General features: G+C 47.6%; 11 protein-coding genes. 1 reads left to right on the top strand and 10 read right to left on the bottom strand.

The genetic code is table 11. The features are described 5' to 3' along the window. Positions 1-74: 74 nt before the first annotated feature. A complete protein-coding gene (locus DQG23_RS14795) occupies positions 75-542 on the bottom strand; it encodes a VOC family protein (protein ID WP_113031625.1) in 468 nt (155 codons plus the stop codon). 176 nt (positions 543-718) lie between these two features. On the opposite strand from DQG23_RS14795, the gene DQG23_RS14790 reads away from it, so the two are divergent. Further along, the gene (locus tag DQG23_RS14790) at positions 719-1,630 is read left to right on the top strand and encodes a helix-turn-helix transcriptional regulator (RefSeq protein ID WP_113031624.1); all 912 of its coding nucleotides are present in this window, start codon (positions 719-721) and stop codon (positions 1,628-1,630) included. A 131-nt stretch (positions 1,631-1,761) separates the two neighbouring features. On the opposite strand, the gene DQG23_RS14785 is transcribed toward DQG23_RS14790, so the two are convergent. The 9 genes from DQG23_RS14785 to DQG23_RS14745 all read right to left on the bottom strand — a co-directional run bounded on the left by DQG23_RS14785 (position 1,762) and on the right by DQG23_RS14745 (position 17,318). Then, complete coding sequence (locus tag DQG23_RS14785) at positions 1,762-3,411, bottom strand: hypothetical protein (protein ID WP_113031623.1); 1,650 nt, start codon at positions 3,409-3,411, stop codon at positions 1,762-1,764. A gap of 100 nt (positions 3,412-3,511) precedes the next feature. Then, on the bottom strand, positions 3,512-8,080 hold the full coding sequence (locus DQG23_RS14780) for an S-layer homology domain-containing protein (protein ID WP_158560509.1): 4,569 nt from the start codon (positions 8,078-8,080) through the stop codon (positions 3,512-3,514). 60 nt (positions 8,081-8,140) lie between these two features. Beyond that, on the bottom strand, positions 8,141-9,703 hold the full coding sequence (locus tag DQG23_RS14775; RefSeq protein WP_113031621.1) for a glycosyl hydrolase family 28-related protein: 1,563 nt from the start codon (positions 9,701-9,703) through the stop codon (positions 8,141-8,143). 191 nt (positions 9,704-9,894) lie between these two features. Further along, the gene (locus DQG23_RS14770; RefSeq protein WP_113031620.1) at positions 9,895-10,371 is read right to left on the bottom strand and encodes a glycosyl hydrolase family 28-related protein; all 477 of its coding nucleotides are present in this window, start codon (positions 10,369-10,371) and stop codon (positions 9,895-9,897) included. Positions 10,372-10,745: 374 nt separating this feature from the next. Continuing rightward, positions 10,746-11,573, bottom strand: coding sequence for an AraC family transcriptional regulator (locus DQG23_RS14765; protein ID WP_113031619.1), 828 nt, complete (start codon positions 11,571-11,573; stop codon positions 10,746-10,748). 294 nt (positions 11,574-11,867) lie between these two features. Then, positions 11,868-12,323: a DinB family protein gene (locus DQG23_RS14760; RefSeq protein ID WP_113031618.1), complete on the bottom strand. Its 456-nt coding sequence runs from the start codon at positions 12,321-12,323 to the stop codon at positions 11,868-11,870. A 314-nt stretch (positions 12,324-12,637) separates the two neighbouring features. Continuing rightward, positions 12,638-14,437, bottom strand: a complete 1,800-nt coding sequence (locus DQG23_RS14755) for a hypothetical protein (RefSeq protein ID WP_113031617.1) — start codon at positions 14,435-14,437, stop codon at positions 12,638-12,640. Positions 14,438-14,540: 103 nt separating this feature from the next. Further along, the gene (locus tag DQG23_RS14750; RefSeq protein WP_113031616.1) at positions 14,541-16,448 is read right to left on the bottom strand and encodes a heparinase II/III domain-containing protein; all 1,908 of its coding nucleotides are present in this window, start codon (positions 16,446-16,448) and stop codon (positions 14,541-14,543) included. 474 nt (positions 16,449-16,922) lie between these two features. After that, positions 16,923-17,318 carry a VOC family protein gene (locus tag DQG23_RS14745; RefSeq protein WP_113031615.1) on the bottom strand — a complete coding sequence of 132 codons (396 nt, stop codon included), beginning with the start codon at positions 17,316-17,318 and terminating at the stop codon, positions 16,923-16,925. Positions 17,319-17,349 lie beyond the last annotated feature (31 nt).

Here is a 17,349-nt window from a genome sequence, read left to right as displayed (position 1 = left end):
GAACAGCACGCATTTTCGATAAAAGGTGTAATAATTTAACGATTTTCTTTGTCCAGGATTGCTGTGTTCTAAGCTTAGCCCCTTTTGTTGGAAATGACCTTATCGAGGAACTTATCGGCGTCACGATTGAACTTCCAACCAACGCCAAATTTATCAACCAGCATTCCGAAACAGGAAGACCAAGGCACTTCTGATAACGGCATAATAACATAGCCGCCTACAGACAAACTAGAAAAGTAATTTTCCAGTGTCTGTTTATCTTCATTAATAACACTAATCAAGATATTGTTGCCTTTCACCAACTTGCCTGTGACCCTCATCATCGAAGGTGGAATATCCGATATCATAATTTTTCCGCCACCGAATGCTAACGATGACTCCATAATCATTTTCAATTCATTTTCCGGCATAGGGTAGTTCGGATCTTGCGGCAAATCCTTGAAATTCACTTTTTTTACTTCACTTGCATTCAGAGCCTCCGAATAGAACTCGATGACTTGCTCCGCATTCCCGTCAAAATTCAAGTATGCAATAACTGACATGAAAAATACCTCCTTCTTGTAATACATAAAATATAAGCTATAATAGGTGACACCTTTTATGTCACCTATTATAGCTTTGTGATTATTTTTTTATTACCAGCAAGAGGCCCCGCAGAACGTCTTGTACGTTTCCATAAAAGATTTGACTTATTACGATAACAATCTGGGGGAATAACATGGAGAAACTCGAACGATTAATTTCTATCGTTATGATCTTGCTGCAAAAGAATGTTGTTTCAGCAACCGCGTTCTCACAATTATTCAAAGTGTCTAAAAGAACGATTTTACGCGATATGGAAACCCTCAGTTTGTCTAACATCCCCATTTATTCTATAAATGGAGTTCACGGCGGCTACGGGATAATGGATGAATACAAAATAGACAAACGGCTTTTAAGTAGTATGGACTTGGAAAATATCTTAACTGCACTAGGCGGAATGGGACAAATTCTATTTAGTGACGAAGTAGAACTAACTCTTAAAAAAATTGAAGCCATGATCGGATCCGAATTCAGAAAAAGTTCAATCCAACTGTCATTTTATGATTGGGAGGGTCGATCTGATATACTTCAATCCTTGAAGATATGTCAGGAATCTATCATAAAGAGAAGGCTAGTTGTGTTTGATTATATAGATAAAAACGGTACCGCGACGAATCGAATCGTCGAACCTTACCAGCTTCATTTTAGCGAAACGAGTTGGTATTTGAAGGGATTTTGTTTACAGCGTCAGAGGTATCGAACATTTAAATTATCCAGGATCGATCATCTTCATATGGATAAAAACACATTTAACCCTAGAGGTTTTTCATTGGAACAAGAACATGAAGCAAGTTATCAACCGGAACTAGTCCCTGTCAAGGCGTTAATATCGCCTAGCATAAAGGATCATTTCATTGAAAGGTATGGTCGAAAGAGTATTGAAAACTATAGTTCTGAATATCTCCTGACAACAATCTATGTACCTCAAAACAGCATTGGATTTCAATTCTTAGCAAGCTTCGGTACAAACCTTAAAATCATCGAGCCAAAATCATATGTTGAAGAATTTCGTAATTATTTAATGGGTATGGTCGAGAAATATGTATAAAAAAGGCTGACGGTCCCCTTTAATCTCAGCCCTACTCCGTTTCGTAAGCGATGGGTGTTTCCTTAATTCCTAGCCGATTCCGGCTATAGGCCGGTCAAATCGGCTAGGAATCGTAACCTCAGTATTTTTCCTTACTTTGATGTGTCCGCATCAATAACAAAGAACTTGACGGTATAATAGTTCAGCGTCGCTGTCCCGCCAGTGCTGTCAATTGTGATTGTCATGCCGGTGTAGGCTGAGCCTTCATATATTTTCCATGTACCTATTGGGACAGATGCCTTTACCGTGCCGTCTGTGCCGGTCATTCTTGCTGTTTTCGTTTCGTCCGTACTCAGCTTCAGCGTAAAGTTTTTTCCATGACCGCTCCAACCTGCATCATCCTTTTGGATATTCAGTTTGGCAGTGGCCGTGATGGTGGAGTTATGCTTAACTCCTGTCACTGTGATGATCTGGTGCTCCGTAATATTGCTTACGGTATATACGCCGTTGCCATCAGGTGTAAGGGTCTTGTTGTTTGCTTTTACCGTAATAACGGACAGGTTGTATTCCGGATCCAGCTCCACCTTGAAGCTGTAGCTGCCGTCCCGGTCCACCGGACTGCTGCTGCCGCTCTTTACAGAGGCCGTGTACCCCGTACCGGTAGGCAGGGTTACGTTGAAGCTTGTTTCTACAGGTTTTGCTACAGTCATGATCATTTCGACAGGTTCGCTGGCATAGTCCGTTTTCTTATCGCCGTTAGCCTCCTCATTGAACAGCTTGATGGTGTAACTGCCGTCCGCAAGGGCGGGTACGGTAAACGTGGCTGTGCCGCTTGCTTTGTCGGACAACTTGCCGTAATGCGTAATCCTGGCGTTGCTGTCCATAATCACACAAGAAACATATTTGTTTGCGCCGGTTTTGGCATCGCTGTAAGCAATTTCCACTGTACTGCCGGGGGCATACGTATTCCTCTCGATTCCACTGTAGACCTCCTGGGTCACGGTTAGATTCAGATTGTCTGTATTACGATCCACCATCGTCAGTTTAGCCTTACCAACCGATGCTGCCGCAACCGAAAGCTCCTGCCCTGCGGCTGCCGGTTTACCGCCTTCAGCGGCAGATGTGAAAACGACGGATGACAGATTCAAATGGAAAGCAGGGCGAACCGCAAAAGCAGTAGTAACATAGGTCGAGATCATTTGATTCACTTTGTTGACAACCATCGCACTGTAATTGTTGGCGCCCGCCGACCGGAGCCCCCAGCCGGTGTTATCTATTCGTAAGTCCGTGTCCAAAGAGTTGGCTTCATCCGTGCTTAACGCCCATAATGGATCAGTGGGCTGTGTGCCTGCCACGCCATCCAGCAAACGACTAACCATCACCGACCTCTCCCGCTCATCAATTGCGGTGAATCGAGTCCCTGTTGTCAACTCCGTCCGCAAATTGCTGGTCATGTATTGGTTCTGCACGCCGACTGTCGAATGATTAAATTTGGCGTTTGCTCCAAATCCATTGACGGAAAAAAGCGTGATTGCACCGGGAGCAGCCGCAACACCGCCGCCGTTAAAGCCAACCACATACCACTCGCTGTCCGCAAAATAGACCACAGTCGTGTTGTTTTTGGTACCGTTCACAGTCATCCAAGACCAATCGTTCTTCGTTGCAGAGCCAGGGGCCGTCGCCAGAGGCTCGCCCGCCAGCGGTTCAACCGTATTTGCTGCCGCTGAAATCGGCAGCATGCCCAACATCAAAAATATGGATAGCGCCAGTGCCCATGTACGCCATGTTAGTTTTCGTTTCATATACTCATTACCTCCAGTTCTTCCGTTTCCTAAAAATAATATCCGATGCTGTGAGCGGAGCAGCGCCCCGCCCTATCTATCGGAAGTTAACTCTTTACCATCACATAGTTATGATATTATAAAGAATCTGCACAAACTGCGCCCTGCTTGCCGAATCGTCCGGCAGGATGTTGTCGTCGCTCCCTTGGATGATTCCGGTCTTTACAAATAATTCAACGGCTTCATCGGCAACATTTCCTGCATCCTTGAAATCCGCCAAGTCTTTGGCTGTGGCAGCAATTGGCAATTCATTCATGTTTTTGAGCGCATTGTATACCAATACGAACAATTCCTGCCTTGTTACCTCTTGGTCGGGTGCAAACCTGTTATCGCCAACCCCTGCAGCTATTCCAAGCTTTTTTGCCGCCGCGAGGTATCCTGTGTAATAGGTATCCCCTGCATCGCTGAAATTGTTATCGGCGTTTGTGTCTGGATGGATGCCAAATGCCCTCATGATCATGACTAATGCCTGTGCTCTGGTTACGTTGTCGTTCGAACCAAAGCTTCCGTTGCCTATTCCAAGTGTGATTCCTCTTGCAGCAGCAAACGTAACGGCATCGTAGAAGTACGCATTCTCGGTTACATCAGCAAAGTCAAGCTTGTTGTATCCCACTGCAAACGTTGAGGCATCCTCTGTCTTGAATGTCAGTGTTCCGGCTGTCGCATCATATTTGCAACCGATTACAATCACTTGTTTTCCTGCCGCATCGATCTTGTAAGCTACAATGGCATTTGGATTTTCACCCGTTTTTCGTACATACGGAATCGAGACTTCCGCTTTAGCGCCAAGCTGTGTTAACTTCTTTTCCTCGTCGGTAACCTCAAAGCTTACAACAGGTCTGTCCCCGACCTTCTCCCTGATTTCATCCGTCAATTCCGATGTTTCGACCTTTGCCGCTGTAATCGTAACCATACCTGCTGCCTGTGCGACAATGCCTTCTACGGCATTTTTGTCTAAGGTCATGCTTCCGAAGGATGTGGCGATGATTAATGTATCCGCTTTACTTTCTACAAATCTTTTCAAAGCTTCCGCCGGTAAACGAATACCTGCCGCCTTGCTGTCTGCAGTCGCACTTACTTCAATTCTGATTGCTGTTGCTGTAGGATCACCCTGCTTTGCCGCTTCAGCTGTTGCTTTTGCGATGGCATCAGCCAGCTGGGTTTCGGATATAGCGGCAACTTCCCTTCCGTTTGTGTCTGTTGTGACCTTTACGGATATCTTTGCCGTTACCTGACCTTCCTCAACCTTCGTTTCAGACACCGGGGTTGGCGTTGGTTTCGGCGTTGATGTAGACGTCGGCGTCGCTTCCGGATAGATCGGCGGTTCCGTCGGTGTTGGGGTCGTTGTTGGTGTTGGTGTTGGTGTTGGCGTTGGCGTCGTTGTTGGTGTTGGTGTTGGTTCAAGTTTCAAACCAGTTACCATAACAGTTGCATCAATCTTCCGGTCAACGGGATTGATTGTGATGGAATCCGTAGTTTGTCCGCTTGTACCTGCACCGCTCCATACGTAGTTATAGGAGTCGGAGCCTTTCCCCACAACGGTGATGACCAGCTCTTTGCCGGCGAGAACCGCGGTACCTTTGGCGATAGGGCTTCCGTCATACAAGGCACTGATAGTGGAACCGCCGGGAGCCCCTCCTTCAACCCACTTTGCATGCAAAGTGATATCCGAAGTCACCAGGTCCGTTTCAAAATTCCATTTATTTTCTAGCCCGGCTTCCTTATACCAACCTTCAAATATATACCCTTCTTTTGTTGGTGCTGCCGGAGCTGTGATTGTGCTGCCGCTCGAAGGAACATCGATATCATCGACCTCACTGCCTCCGTTACTGTTGAAGATAGCCGTGTAGGTTTCCGTCTCCAACAAAGAGGTTATGGAAATGATAGATTCCGCAACTTCTTTTCTCCACTTTTCCGCTTCCTCAACGATGTTTTGTTTCCCTACATAATCGGTTAACGGAACAGGGAACTCCAGAAGGTTTTTTGCCTTTACAACTTCCTTTTTCTTTACCTTTCCCGGCATTTCTTTCTCTACCCTCTGCAACAAATCCCAAAGCAGAAAACAATAATCATAGTCTTCTACGCCATCCCTCATCACTTCCCAGCGAATCGAATTTACCGGACCGTTAGGACTTGGGTAAATCTGGGATTCGAGCCCATTTCTATAAAAGAAGGGACCGGTTATTTTCCAGGGATCTTCCTTGCCGGCCCATGTAGACCACGCATAAAGAAACCCTGTATAGCCTTTATTTAAGAAGCCTTGCCAACTTTGCCAAAATGCCGCTCTCGCATCTACTGCAGGCATATCGATTAGAAAATTAGCCTGCGGATGCAGAGGGTCCGTATGATACCACCACAGCTCTTCGCCTCGTTCCAAAGCCTTTTTGGCCTCTTCAGGGTCATCATTCATGCCGGGTACCGTCCATAAGTCTACCGAACCTACCAACTTTTCCTTTGGATAAGTGGTAATCATGATTTTCAATTCCGGCACAACGGCTTTCCATTTGGCTGCCAGCTCTTTCACTGCGGGAAATGTCTCTTCCGTAGGTTCATCCGTCAAATACACATAGGCCATATCCAGCCAGCCCTTTACCTTTAGGTGTTCAACAAACTTTTTGGCTAATTCCGGATCGGTGTACAGATCTCGCCCAACACTAATCGTATTCAAGCCTTTTTTTAATAAACTCTCCATTTTAGCATCGAACTGAACAAAATCAGGGTCCTGTTTTAAGCTTGCAACGGAAGGGTAACGCAATGCTATTCTGGGAGAAATCCTATGCTCAAGGAAATTGTCTATATAGGAATCAATCTGCTCAACAGGTATATTTCTAATATCCAAAGCGGTTTTAAGCTTAGGCATTTCAGGCAACTCGAAAGACCACACCTTGATGCTCATGGGCAGGGTAACGATTGTCTCTGCGTCAGTCTTTATGGTCAAATTGCCTTCGTAAATACCTGGTTCAACATCGGGGGCAGCATAAACCGTAATCCAAATTGGCGTATTCTGTCCGCCTTTTACATCAAAATTGCTGGTCTTCAATAAGGGATCAGGCCAATAACCTGTACGTATTTTCGGGTCAAAACGAGAACCTAATTCCGTGCGAACATAACCTACAGGATTATAGCTTAGACTTCCTTCAGGTAAAAGAGTCCCCTTTTCATTCTTGAATTCGCCAAAAGTCACATAGCTGCTGTTAAAATCTTTACCTTTCTCAGGAGAAAGCACGACCTGAACGGCTTCACGTTCCCTCTTGGCCAAATCAACCGTTACCTGTTCCTGGACCGGGCTATTTTCCAAATCCACGATATCGTCCAAAAATATTTTCTCTAAACTGGGTACGCTCCAAACTACCATATCGGTTTCTTTCGATAAGATAGCGCCGGAAATTTTCCTTTGCTCGGAATCCCCGCCTCCACTGCTCGTTCGAGGCCATGCAGGGAATAAAATCGTATCCTCCGCGTATGTACCTGCGACCAATGGAATTTCAATATCGGGGGATGGATTTTGCAGGGATTGACCTAGCTGTTGTTTGATTCCGTCTTTATATAGACTGGCTTTCAGCAGATAAACCCCATCTTGAGGAGGCGTCCAGGTCCAATTAATCGTAGCCGCGGTTTCATTACTGAGGTTCACGTTAAATTTATGAGGAGCGGTAAATGTATAACCGTCAGGACCTGTTATTTCGATCCTGATTTCCGCATCGCCCATAACCTCAACTGAACTTAATGCGATGTCAAGGGTATTTTCTTTTCCCGCCTCTAATTCCTTCCATTTTTTAATGCCAACGGTAACTTCCGGCGATGCGAAGGCAAGGTCATTTTCTTTTTGCAAAGGCACTACATTCGTATAAAAGGTCGTATCCCAGCTTTCACCAGGTGCCAAATCAATTGTCGTATACAGCCATTCTTGCGTCGTATAGCCGGCAGAACGGCCCAACCACGTGTAATTCATGGCAAGTTTACTGTAATCCGCAATAAAAGAGATACTTATACCATTTTTATCATCTATTGCGCCAAGCCAATTACGAGTGGGCGGTTTAGATAAACTCGGAGCATTTTTATATAGACCTTCTTTATTCGTTGGGAAATAATAATTTGCTGAGTCTGTTTTACCTGGGATCACGTTATTCCAAAGCCACGGCGTGATGGAGAAATTTTTACCCCCATTATTCGTAATTTCCCACTTCGTTTCTATGGACGTGCTGCCTTTGCGCAGCGTGATGTATTTCTTCGTCTCTACCCCTTTACTTGCTGCGGAAGGTATCGACTTAACCAACGCGGTAACCTGATCCTCCGTATGGACAACGATTTCTGCTTCGTACGTCAACTCCGCCCATAAATCGGCAATCGGTGGGATCCGTTCCCGTAACAACCCTCCTCTGTCCGCATTGACCATACCGGTTAAGTCAAGTCCGGTAGGTTTATAGATTAGACTTGAAATCACTCCACCCTTGTTTATTCCACCCTCTTTACCATGGGAAACGATCTTTAGTTTGAGATATTGATTCTCCAGGAATATTGCACTTTCTTCTTCGATCGCTGTTGCAGCGAATGCCATTTGCGGTAAACAAGCCACGAATATCACTAAGCACAGAAATCGTGACAATCCTATTATCAATGACTTTTGCATACTATTTCCTCCATCGCACTCATTTTCAAACCCACACTTTAAACGTGACATGATCCCTCATTATGCTCCGATCGTTGTTTTTACTTTCCACGTAGCCGCCAAATGATGAGAGTCCGTACAAATCCATTCAAACGGCTGTCCGGGAACCGGCGTTTTCAGGCGAAACACGTCGTTCAGAAGTCCTGGAACGGAGCGTCCGATCGGCGTACTGTTTCCCAATATCGTTCGACCTCCGGCATAAACATTGTTTTTCAGTCCGTAGGTCGTCTTCAGCAGATTGATCGATTCATCGATCATGACGTTCGACGTGGTCAATTTACTCGTAGATAAGCTGCTCACGATTTGCAGCAAAGTCGCGGGACTTACCGCCTCAACCCCATCCAGCACAACATTGAAGTCGTAGCCGGACCCGGAAAGACCGAGATAAAAGCTCGTATTGGCTTCCAGTCTTGAGTTCTTGACGGCGATATTGCCGCCTTGCTTCATATACACCCCATAATCAAAAGCATTTGACACCGAGCAGCCGTCCAAAATAATCCGGTTGTTCGATTGAAGCAGATCGGCTTCCAGGTAAACAGCGTATATGGTGTCGGTTGCTTCCACGCTGGCGGCCGCTTTAAAGTCGCAGTTGAGCAATTTTAACGTTTGGTTCGTCTTGCCGTACGGATAAACATTGATGCAGGCGATTTCGTGGTCTCCTGCTACCCACGTCCCGCTAGGGTCTGAAGAGGCATCGTCCGCATAAAACGTGCAATTTTCAAACGAAACGTCATGCGGAGCAAACAAGCGGTTGGCTGTGCCGGTTTTGACGCCGACATGAAAGACGGAATCGGATATTTTCACCATCGAATCGACTGCGTACAAATTAAACGGCGGGCTTTTGCAAATGATTTTTGAGCCAAGAAACATCGAGCCTTCCTTAATCGCTACATCGAAATCTCCTTCCAAATAAATATTGTCCATCGTGATTTCCGTCCGCATCGTTAATCCGTAGCCGGCGCTGTCGACTTCGACATCGATGCCGGTCGGGTGTACATCGCCGTATGCTTTTAAATTCGTCACCTGGACATCCGAATACCCGCCTGTAACAACCACGGAGCCGCGAAAGCAGTTTTCCGCCGTACAGTTGGATATTTTCACCGACGTATTTTTCCAGACGCTGATCGCATCCGCCACGCATTCTTTGAAGAGACAATCTTCGATGATGACGCGCAGCTTCCCCTTCTCCGCATGATGTCCGCTCAAAAACACCAAATGCGCTTGCTCCAATTCGTAATTGGTGTAACTTCCCTGATTGGCCCGGTTCCCGTCGAGCGTGAGTCCCCTGATGATTAGAGGAGTCGAATCCTCCGGACCTCTATAACCTTGATACGTGCCGTGGTAAGTCGTAAACGTCCGTGTCCATTTGGTTTGATTGGGAGGCCGTTTGATGGTTGCCCCATATCCGTCGATGGTTAAACCGTGCTGGATGTTCAACATCGTGACCATATACGTTAATCCCGGCGGGAAATAGACGATACCGCCCCCGGCGGCGATAGCCGAATTGATCGCATTCTGAATATTAGCCGTATCATCTGTTACTCCGTCGCCAACCGCTCCATATTGCACCACATCAAAGATCATTTCTCCTCATCCCTTTCCTGTGTTTTTCTTAGGGCGTGTCTGAATACTCCGATGGGAACAGATTTTGCCGAATTTTCGTTCCATACAAGGCGCGTTTGGGAAGGCGTACCGGGGGTACGGCAAGCAAACGGAACGAAGCAGGGGGCGAAAAGGCGGTGAAAGATGACCCCGAGTGAGTGTTCAGACATGCCCTAGCGGTATTTTTGCAAAATGGCACCCTGTCCTGCGAAAATGTGATAAGAGCCTGCCGTGATCGAGCCATGAAAGGTGAGTATAACTCCGGCATCCGGGACCCACTTCGCTCCTCTGTCCATCACGAAGTGAATATTTGCCGGTATATCAAGATCGCTTGCTATCCGATACATGCCTTTCGGTACGTAAAGAGTCGAATCTTCCGGCGAAGCAAGCTGCAAAAACCCTCTCAGTGCCGGCGCATCGTCTGTTGCCCCGTCTCCCTTCAGCCCTATTGTTTTAACATTTTGCCAGTCCAGCTCCGTCAACGGCCCGAGGTTCTGTCCGTCATCTCCGTTATACACGCTTTTCGTGACCGTTTCTTCCATGCCTAGAACAGGAGCGGAGGCTAGCATCCCTTTGACTGCAACGGCCGTGCCGGCGATTCCAATGGCGGCCAGGAGCTTTCTTCTGCTGATTTGAATTTGGTTTTCCATTTATACCCTTCCTCCCTATTCCTTGATCATAGGTAATTCCTTATCTAACCTTGTCCATGATGCCAGCAATTCGCCTAACCTGCTAGCTTCCTTTCTGCATTGTTGATGCAAAGTAATCTTCTCGCCACTTTCACCGTTATTCCCTCCTTGTATTTGCTCTTACAGAAAATAGAATGCGCTTACAACATCAAAGTTAACATCAAGAAGGAATGGTTGCTTCTTGTATATTGCCGTATTGTCTGTCATTTGTTATTCCAGATTGGCCTGCTCGAATGAATAGAAATAGGCAATACCCCCGGACATGCGAAAGCGGCTGCCGTGCTCTCCGCCTTAATGGGAGGCTCACGACAACCGCTATCCGAGTTTTGGATTTCTTAGTACTTGCGAAACTGTTCTGGTGTTACGCCAACCAACCGTTTGAACGCGGTTGAAAAATTGGGCGGATGTTTAAACCCAACTTTGTAGCAAACTTCCGTAACCGTTCGATTTCTGTCCGACATGAACAGCAGCTTGGCTTCTTTGATTCTTTGCTTATTGATATACTCGAAAACAGTCAAGCCTGTCAATTCCTTGAAAATTCTGGTCAAATAAAATTTGCTTAGATGTACCCCTTCCGCCAACTCATCTAGCGTCAAGTCATTCATAAAATGCTCTTCAATATATGTAACCGTCTTCCTGACGTGTATTTCTTTATGAACAGGAACGCTTCCCTTCTGCTCCATCGGAGTCAGACTGCAGTCGTAAACAAACAACAGGAGCTCCAGTAATGCAGCGCGCAAACGGTTATAGGAGGTTAAATCGGGAGACCCAACGTAATAGAAGCGTCTGATATTCAACAGAAGCTGTTCGATTTCGTTGCGCCGGCTCAAATCAAGATGCCATCGATAATATTGGAAATCCCTGAATGGTTTCAATAAATCGACGGAATCCGGAAGTGTTGTAAGGGGCTTCACATCCGCTTCGCTAAAGCGTATGTCAGTTCGGATACAGCTATCCTTCATCATCGGCCCATGCAGGCTTAACCCGTTCAAGATGATCAGATCGCCTTCCGTCAACGTAAAGCTGTGAACGCCGACAAAATAGTTGTACCAGCCGCTGTGAATGTAGATCAACTCGTACTCAGGATGTGAGTGTAAAAATCGTACGATGCGGTCCGCCATTCGATATGCGAAAAATTCGATAATAGATTGGGGCGTATGCACGAAACTCCCTCCCACTACTATTTGGCACTCTATACATCTATAGGTAATTCGATCATATTAGCGGAGATTGTTCTTTGTCAACCCGGAATCGTTCTGCAATCAAGCATAAGTTCTCAAGATGGAGCGCAATATTGGATGATGTCGATGCGATAAGCTTCGCTTCGCCGCATCAATTGCAGGGGCTATGGATGTTTGGGCATGTGAGTCGGAGTAGGCCTATGCCTTTGTGCTGAAAAATGAATCGTTACCTAGTTCAATGCCACTCCCCATAATGGGTGATTATTTAGGCCCCTGTTAGAGCCTCGCGAACGTGATGTAATCGACTTGGACAGGCGCTGCCGATTCGATCCGAAGTGCCCGGTTGATCTGTCCCCGGTGATATTGCCCATGTAAGAGGACCTGCAACAAGATGTCCCGGACGGACGTTCGGAACGGAACCCCGCTCTGGTTCGCGTAGTCGATCATCTCGTCCAACTCGGATTCCTCGAGTCCTTCGATATAGACACGATATTGCTCGGCGTTTTCTTCAAACTTCGTACGGATCGAAGTCAGGTCTTCCGCTTCCTCCCACAACGAATATTGCGCGCTGCCCTTGCCCTGCAATCGAGACAGCCAGACTCGTTCCGCGATTGCGACGTGCCGAACCAGCTTCAAAAGGTCTTTGTTCTTCGTCCCACTCTCCTCGAGCGCGTCCAAGATGCGTCCGTCCGCCCAGCACAGGTGGTCCATCATACACTTGATCGTCTTCATTTCATTTCCCCCGCTTCGTCTCATCGATAATTTGAACCTATTATGAAGAACTCCTCAGTACTAACATCCCTGGAATCCGTTAATTTCGAAGTGTTCAAAGACTATCTATTCGCTATTTGGTTAAATTATCCTGCCCGTTAATTGAGAAACGGCTAAAATCAAAAAGCCGCATTATATGCGACTCTCAATGAAATATTGTTCTTGTCATCCGACACCTTTACTTACGGTCGTTTCTACTGTTCGTGCCAAAACAAAGGAGGGGGCTCCCCCTCCTTTCGTCATTTTGTCGGATCCATCTTCGATTAGATCTTGATTTACTTGTTTGGCGACACGAACAAGCGCTTTCCATCCAATTGATGATCAAGTATGATGTCGATTTTCTTCCGCAATTGATCCACAAGCCGAGGGCTTAGCAGGAAGATATCCTCTAACTCTTCCGTAGGCGCCGTAATCAGCATTTGATCTACGCGCCCTTCGATAAGTTCGATTACGTGCAACGTATTGTCGATCTCCGCTCTCGTCAACGCTTCGTATTCCAGTAGTTTCGGATCGGCGTCGATCGGCCAGCGCGGGCTGATCTCCGGCTCTGTATCATAATCGGAGCTGTCTATAATGTCCTGGAACCGCATGGCATGGATTGCATTTTTGAAAAAGCAATTCAGCAACAGCAACCGATCCGCCATCAGATGCAGCTTCTCGCTTAATTCCCCGTTTGTCCTTTCGCTGATGCGCCGGATGGAATCCGCCGCGCATTGAATCCGCTCCATTGCTTTCTCCAACGCATTACTTGCCAGGCCAACGGCATACGAGCCGCGAATAAAGCTTGTGCACTGCATATTGAGCAAGTCGCTTGCTTGCGCTTCATCATTCGCCTGAAACTGATACGGTCGGTAGTAACCCTTCTCTTCTTCGGTCAGCTCATGCGGAAACAGTACGAACGGGCGATTGATCCAGCGCTGGTTCACGCTGGTCCAAACCAGTCCCTCGATGCGCGTGTCCTCATAATGAATCTGAGCCTTCTGGAAATCGCTCCAGGCTTCCATTAGTTCACCCGCATGCCCAGCACCTACAATATCCTCCGCGACCTTGCCGAGCATCGCGATACGGTCTTGCACGCCGCGAGTCGGTTGCTTGTTGAACGCTTCAATCACCCGAAAATATTCGTCGTTGTCCGTAGAAACCAGTATAAAAGAAATATTCCGGCTTTGCTGCTGATGCGCCTTCTCCAGTTTCTCAGCGAACGTAAACATGTCGGGCACATTTTTCAACGGTGCCAGCTTATACTCGTAATCCACGTCGAGAATATGTGTGAGCGGAATGCCCGAGCGAGTCTGCCGGTTGATGCTAACGTTGTCGGGTAAGCTGTGAGCAATCGCATTCAACCCGGGGTCGGCCGCTTTCTTCATGATGCTGCTGCTCAGATCAATCTCGATCTGCTTGCCGGACGTGCGGGCGCCTTCCATCAACGCATTCGTAAAACCGATGATGCGGTCAGCCATGGTACGATGCCTGCACGCTGCGGGACCGTTCGCCCCGGGATAAAGCCCGTTGCTCCAGCAGATGCCCCCTCCGGAATCGTTCGTATGGATGAACAGGTACTCAATGTCCATCTCGCGTACCAATTCCTCCATCGCATACCTGTACATCTCCAGCACCTCGGCGTTATCGATGCACGGACTATAGTAATTGTTTTTTGCCCGTCTCGGATGTTCGCAGCGCGGCCCCCTCCAGCCGGGATGATCCCGGTACGCTTCCTCCGGCAAGTAGAACGGTTCACAGAGGCTTAACGCTCCCTTCAACCCGTATTTGCGGGCAATTTCCATGCGGTCCTTCAAGATCTTGTAATTCCGAGCGGCATACGCTTCGGGCAAATACGGCTTTAACGGTTCCGGTACGACGATCTTGAATAAGGAAAGAAAGATCATCCCCCAGTTAGGATACGGGTCGGACCGATCCCGTTCCCAAATCCATCGGCTCTTCTCAAGCTGGTTGATCATGACATGCGTGCCGCCCGCGCGTGCGATGCTTTGCGCATCATTCTCGAATTGTTCCAGCGAATATTCGATCTCGTTCTGATGCGTCACGGTCACAATGACTCTCTGTTTGTTTTCCATAGCGGCCTCCGTGTGATATTTAAGGATGATTTGACGCTCATTCATCTTTCACTATGCCGATCGAAACAAGCCGAGACAACTAGCTTCCCACTTCCTGTCTGCATTAATCAGCAAAATGATAGGAGGCTTCGTATACCGCCGAAATACCCGTTCGGCGCACCATGACGCCCCAGCGCAGTAGGTCGGAACGATGCTCGTAGCCTCTGAATACGTACACCGTCGACCCGGGTTCGCCTTTCATGGTCAGCGTTAGTTTATGATCCGGCAGCACCCAGCTGATTTCGAAATCGCCGTCGACCCGGCAGCTTTGCACGCCCTGCATCAGATGATAGCCGTCCGCCTTGCCCGGCTGCTCCGCAGGAGCAAACGGCAGATTGGATTCGATTTCTCCTGAGCAGTGGAAGAGCCAGTCGAAGGTACGCTCGCGGCTTTCTTCGGTCTGCGTAATCGCAAACTGATCGACAAGCCGGTCGTCAAGCAATTGCAGGGAGCGGGCATAGTTTACGCCTGGATAGACGTCCGCAGCTTTTACGCTGCAGGAATTGCCGTCGGCATCGAAAGCAACCATCTTGCCCGCAGGGCGGTTCGGCTGATTCTCGAGGTCGACCATAACGGTGTTGTGCGCGATCGCTTTGCGCTGCCATTCCTTGAACAGATCCGAGCCGTAGCCGCTATTGGATATGTCCCGTGACAACAACTGTCCGTTCGCGTAAAGCTCGAAGTTCATAATATCCGCATGGGAATGCTCGCGAATGACATAGCCATATTTCAAGAACACGCTTGCCTGCACATTCTGCAGCATGACATAGTGAATGTGCTCATCCATGCGCGACTCCAGACGCGGTGCGATCGAAACGCCGTGTGCAAGCTCGTATCGCTCTCGTTCAGCCACCCAATCGGCGCCGAACAGGAGCCGCGGCAGGCCGCCGAGCGGTGGAAGCGCTTCGTGTGTTGCTGTAGCCCCATTATCCAGCGGCACATAACATTCCGATAAAGCGAAGCGATACGCCGGTTCGTCGAAGGCATTTTGAATCCACTCGTATTGGTGTGCGTAGTCGGCAAAGGTACGCAGCGGCCAGCCGTCGTTCGGGCTTGGCAGCAATCCGTTCGGGAAGACGTAGTCGATCGGATAGCGGTACATTTTGCGGATCGCATCCGTAAACTCCGGAAAATCGTAGTCGTAGATCGCACAGAACGCCGCATAGTAGGTCAGTCCTGCGGCACAGTAATAGTGATAATGAAAGGAGCTCTCGTACCAGAAGCCAGACGGCAGCAGGCCGGTGAACATGACTTCTCGAAAGCCCTCGAAACCCTCTGCTGCCAGACGGCACAGCTCATGCTCGCCGAAGAACAGGCCGGTCATGCCGAGTGCGGATTTCATCCAGCAGGCGATATTCGGCGTGCCGCCGGGCGTCACGTTCATGAAATGAGCCATCGGCATGAAAAAATGCGTTTTGTATTTGATCAATTCATCTTGAGTGAATTCCTCACGGACGATCTCCATCCCGTTTAAAATCGAGCAGATATCAACCGCATCCGATAGGTTAATGCCATTGAAGCGTCCTCCGAAGCCGGCTGGACCGCGATTGGTGAAATCGTTCAGGTTGTCGGCAAGGAAGTTCAGCACTTTACGAATATAAGTCATGTATGCCGGGTCGCCATGAATCCGGTACATGACGGCTGCATGAAATACCTGAGTACATGAAGCTCCGCGGTACGAGCAGTTCCATGCTTGAACGACCTCGTCGGTCAAGCGGTGCGCGCCGCATTGGCTGCATACATGCTCAGTCGGTTTTGTTTTATCAAAAATGAGATGAGCGAAGCACTTGTCGCAGAAATAGTTGTGCATCCAGCCGCTCGTACGCGAGACATCATCTGCGTAGTTGGCTACCCACCAATCGGTTTCTTTTTTCGTTTGGTCATGAATGGCCGAAGCCCAGTCGTAGTCCTTGATTTTTTCTCGAATCGCTTCCCAATCCCGAACTAATCGCTTGTTGGCAGATGAAGACATGTTGAAGCCCCTCCCGGTTGTTATGGTCCAGCATATAGTGCAGCACGAACGATATGATTTCAGAGTTCATTGTAAGGGGAATCAGACTTGTAAACTATGGGATCGCCTTATCTTTTTATTAGGTTTCTTGACATTGGCTGGTGCCGAAAACGGGATGACTTCCGTTTCCCAGCCCTCGACCTGCTTCGGAACGAACTCGACCTCGATCACGGCGTGTACCGGGATCGAGGTCGAGGTGTATCTGTCGCCCTGCTATGAGACGACTAGTTTAAAATTAAGAGTCTTTTTGACATTCTGTAGCGCATGACTGCGAAGGGAAAAAGCAAGTTTATCCTTGCGAATTTGGAAGGGGTTATTTTACATAACACAGTTTTCTATCACAAGAATGAAGGAAAGGCTGGACACGGAACAACCTCGTTTCCTTCGATGAAATTATCAGCAAAACCAGGCATATCCGAAACTAAACAGCCCTTTTTAGACAAAATTTATTTGCCACGATACTCCGAAGCGGTCTTTCAGCCAACCGAACTTTTTACTGAACCCATAATTACCTAATGGCATTAGAGCTTGTCCGCCTTCATTAAGTTTCCCATATAGCTCATCAATTTCTTCCTCCGTATTACAAACAACATAAATCGAGAACGAAGGTGTAAAGGAAAATGCATGTTTGACATTACTGTCAATACACATAAACTCCTGCCCTTTTAATGTGAAAGTAGCCTGGAAAACGGTTCCTTCTTCCCCAGCTTCATTGGGGCCATACCGAACAATGCTTGTGATTTCAGAATCCTCAATGATTGAGGTATAAAGGTTCATCGCTTCTTCTGCCTTGCCATCTTGAAACATTAAGAAAGGTATTACCTTGTCCATTATATGCTCCTCCTTTAATACTTCACTTTGT

Origin of the sequence: Paenibacillus contaminans, from assembly GCF_003285015.1 — a bacterium.
GTDB lineage: Bacteria > Bacillota > Bacilli > Paenibacillales > NBRC-103111 > Paenibacillus_V > Paenibacillus_V contaminans.
This window is presented reverse-complemented; position numbering and strand designations above follow the sequence as displayed.

Bases quoted from the DNA above. Each gene is read 5' to 3' on its own strand.
- DQG23_RS14795 (WP_113031625.1), bottom strand. From the start codon at position 542: ATGTCAGTTATTGCATACTTGAATTTTGACGGGAATGCGGAGCAAGTC.
- DQG23_RS14790 (WP_113031624.1), top strand. From the start codon at position 719: ATGGAGAAACTCGAACGATTAATTTCTATCGTTATGATCTTGCTGCAA.
- DQG23_RS14785 (WP_113031623.1), bottom strand. From the start codon at position 3,411: ATGAAACGAAAACTAACATGGCGTACATGGGCACTGGCGCTATCCATA.
- DQG23_RS14780 (WP_158560509.1), bottom strand. From the start codon at position 8,080: ATGCAAAAGTCATTGATAATAGGATTGTCACGATTTCTGTGCTTAGTG.
- DQG23_RS14775 (WP_113031621.1), bottom strand. From the start codon at position 9,703: ATGATCTTTGATGTGGTGCAATATGGAGCGGTTGGCGACGGAGTAACA.
- DQG23_RS14770 (WP_113031620.1), bottom strand. From the start codon at position 10,371: ATGGAAAACCAAATTCAAATCAGCAGAAGAAAGCTCCTGGCCGCCATT.
- DQG23_RS14760 (WP_113031618.1), bottom strand. From the start codon at position 12,323: ATGAAGACGATCAAGTGTATGATGGACCACCTGTGCTGGGCGGACGGA.
- DQG23_RS14755 (WP_113031617.1), bottom strand. From the start codon at position 14,437: ATGGAAAACAAACAGAGAGTCATTGTGACCGTGACGCATCAGAACGAG.
- DQG23_RS14750 (WP_113031616.1), bottom strand. From the start codon at position 16,448: ATGTCTTCATCTGCCAACAAGCGATTAGTTCGGGATTGGGAAGCGATT.
- DQG23_RS14745 (WP_113031615.1), bottom strand. From the start codon at position 17,318: ATGGACAAGGTAATACCTTTCTTAATGTTTCAAGATGGCAAGGCAGAA.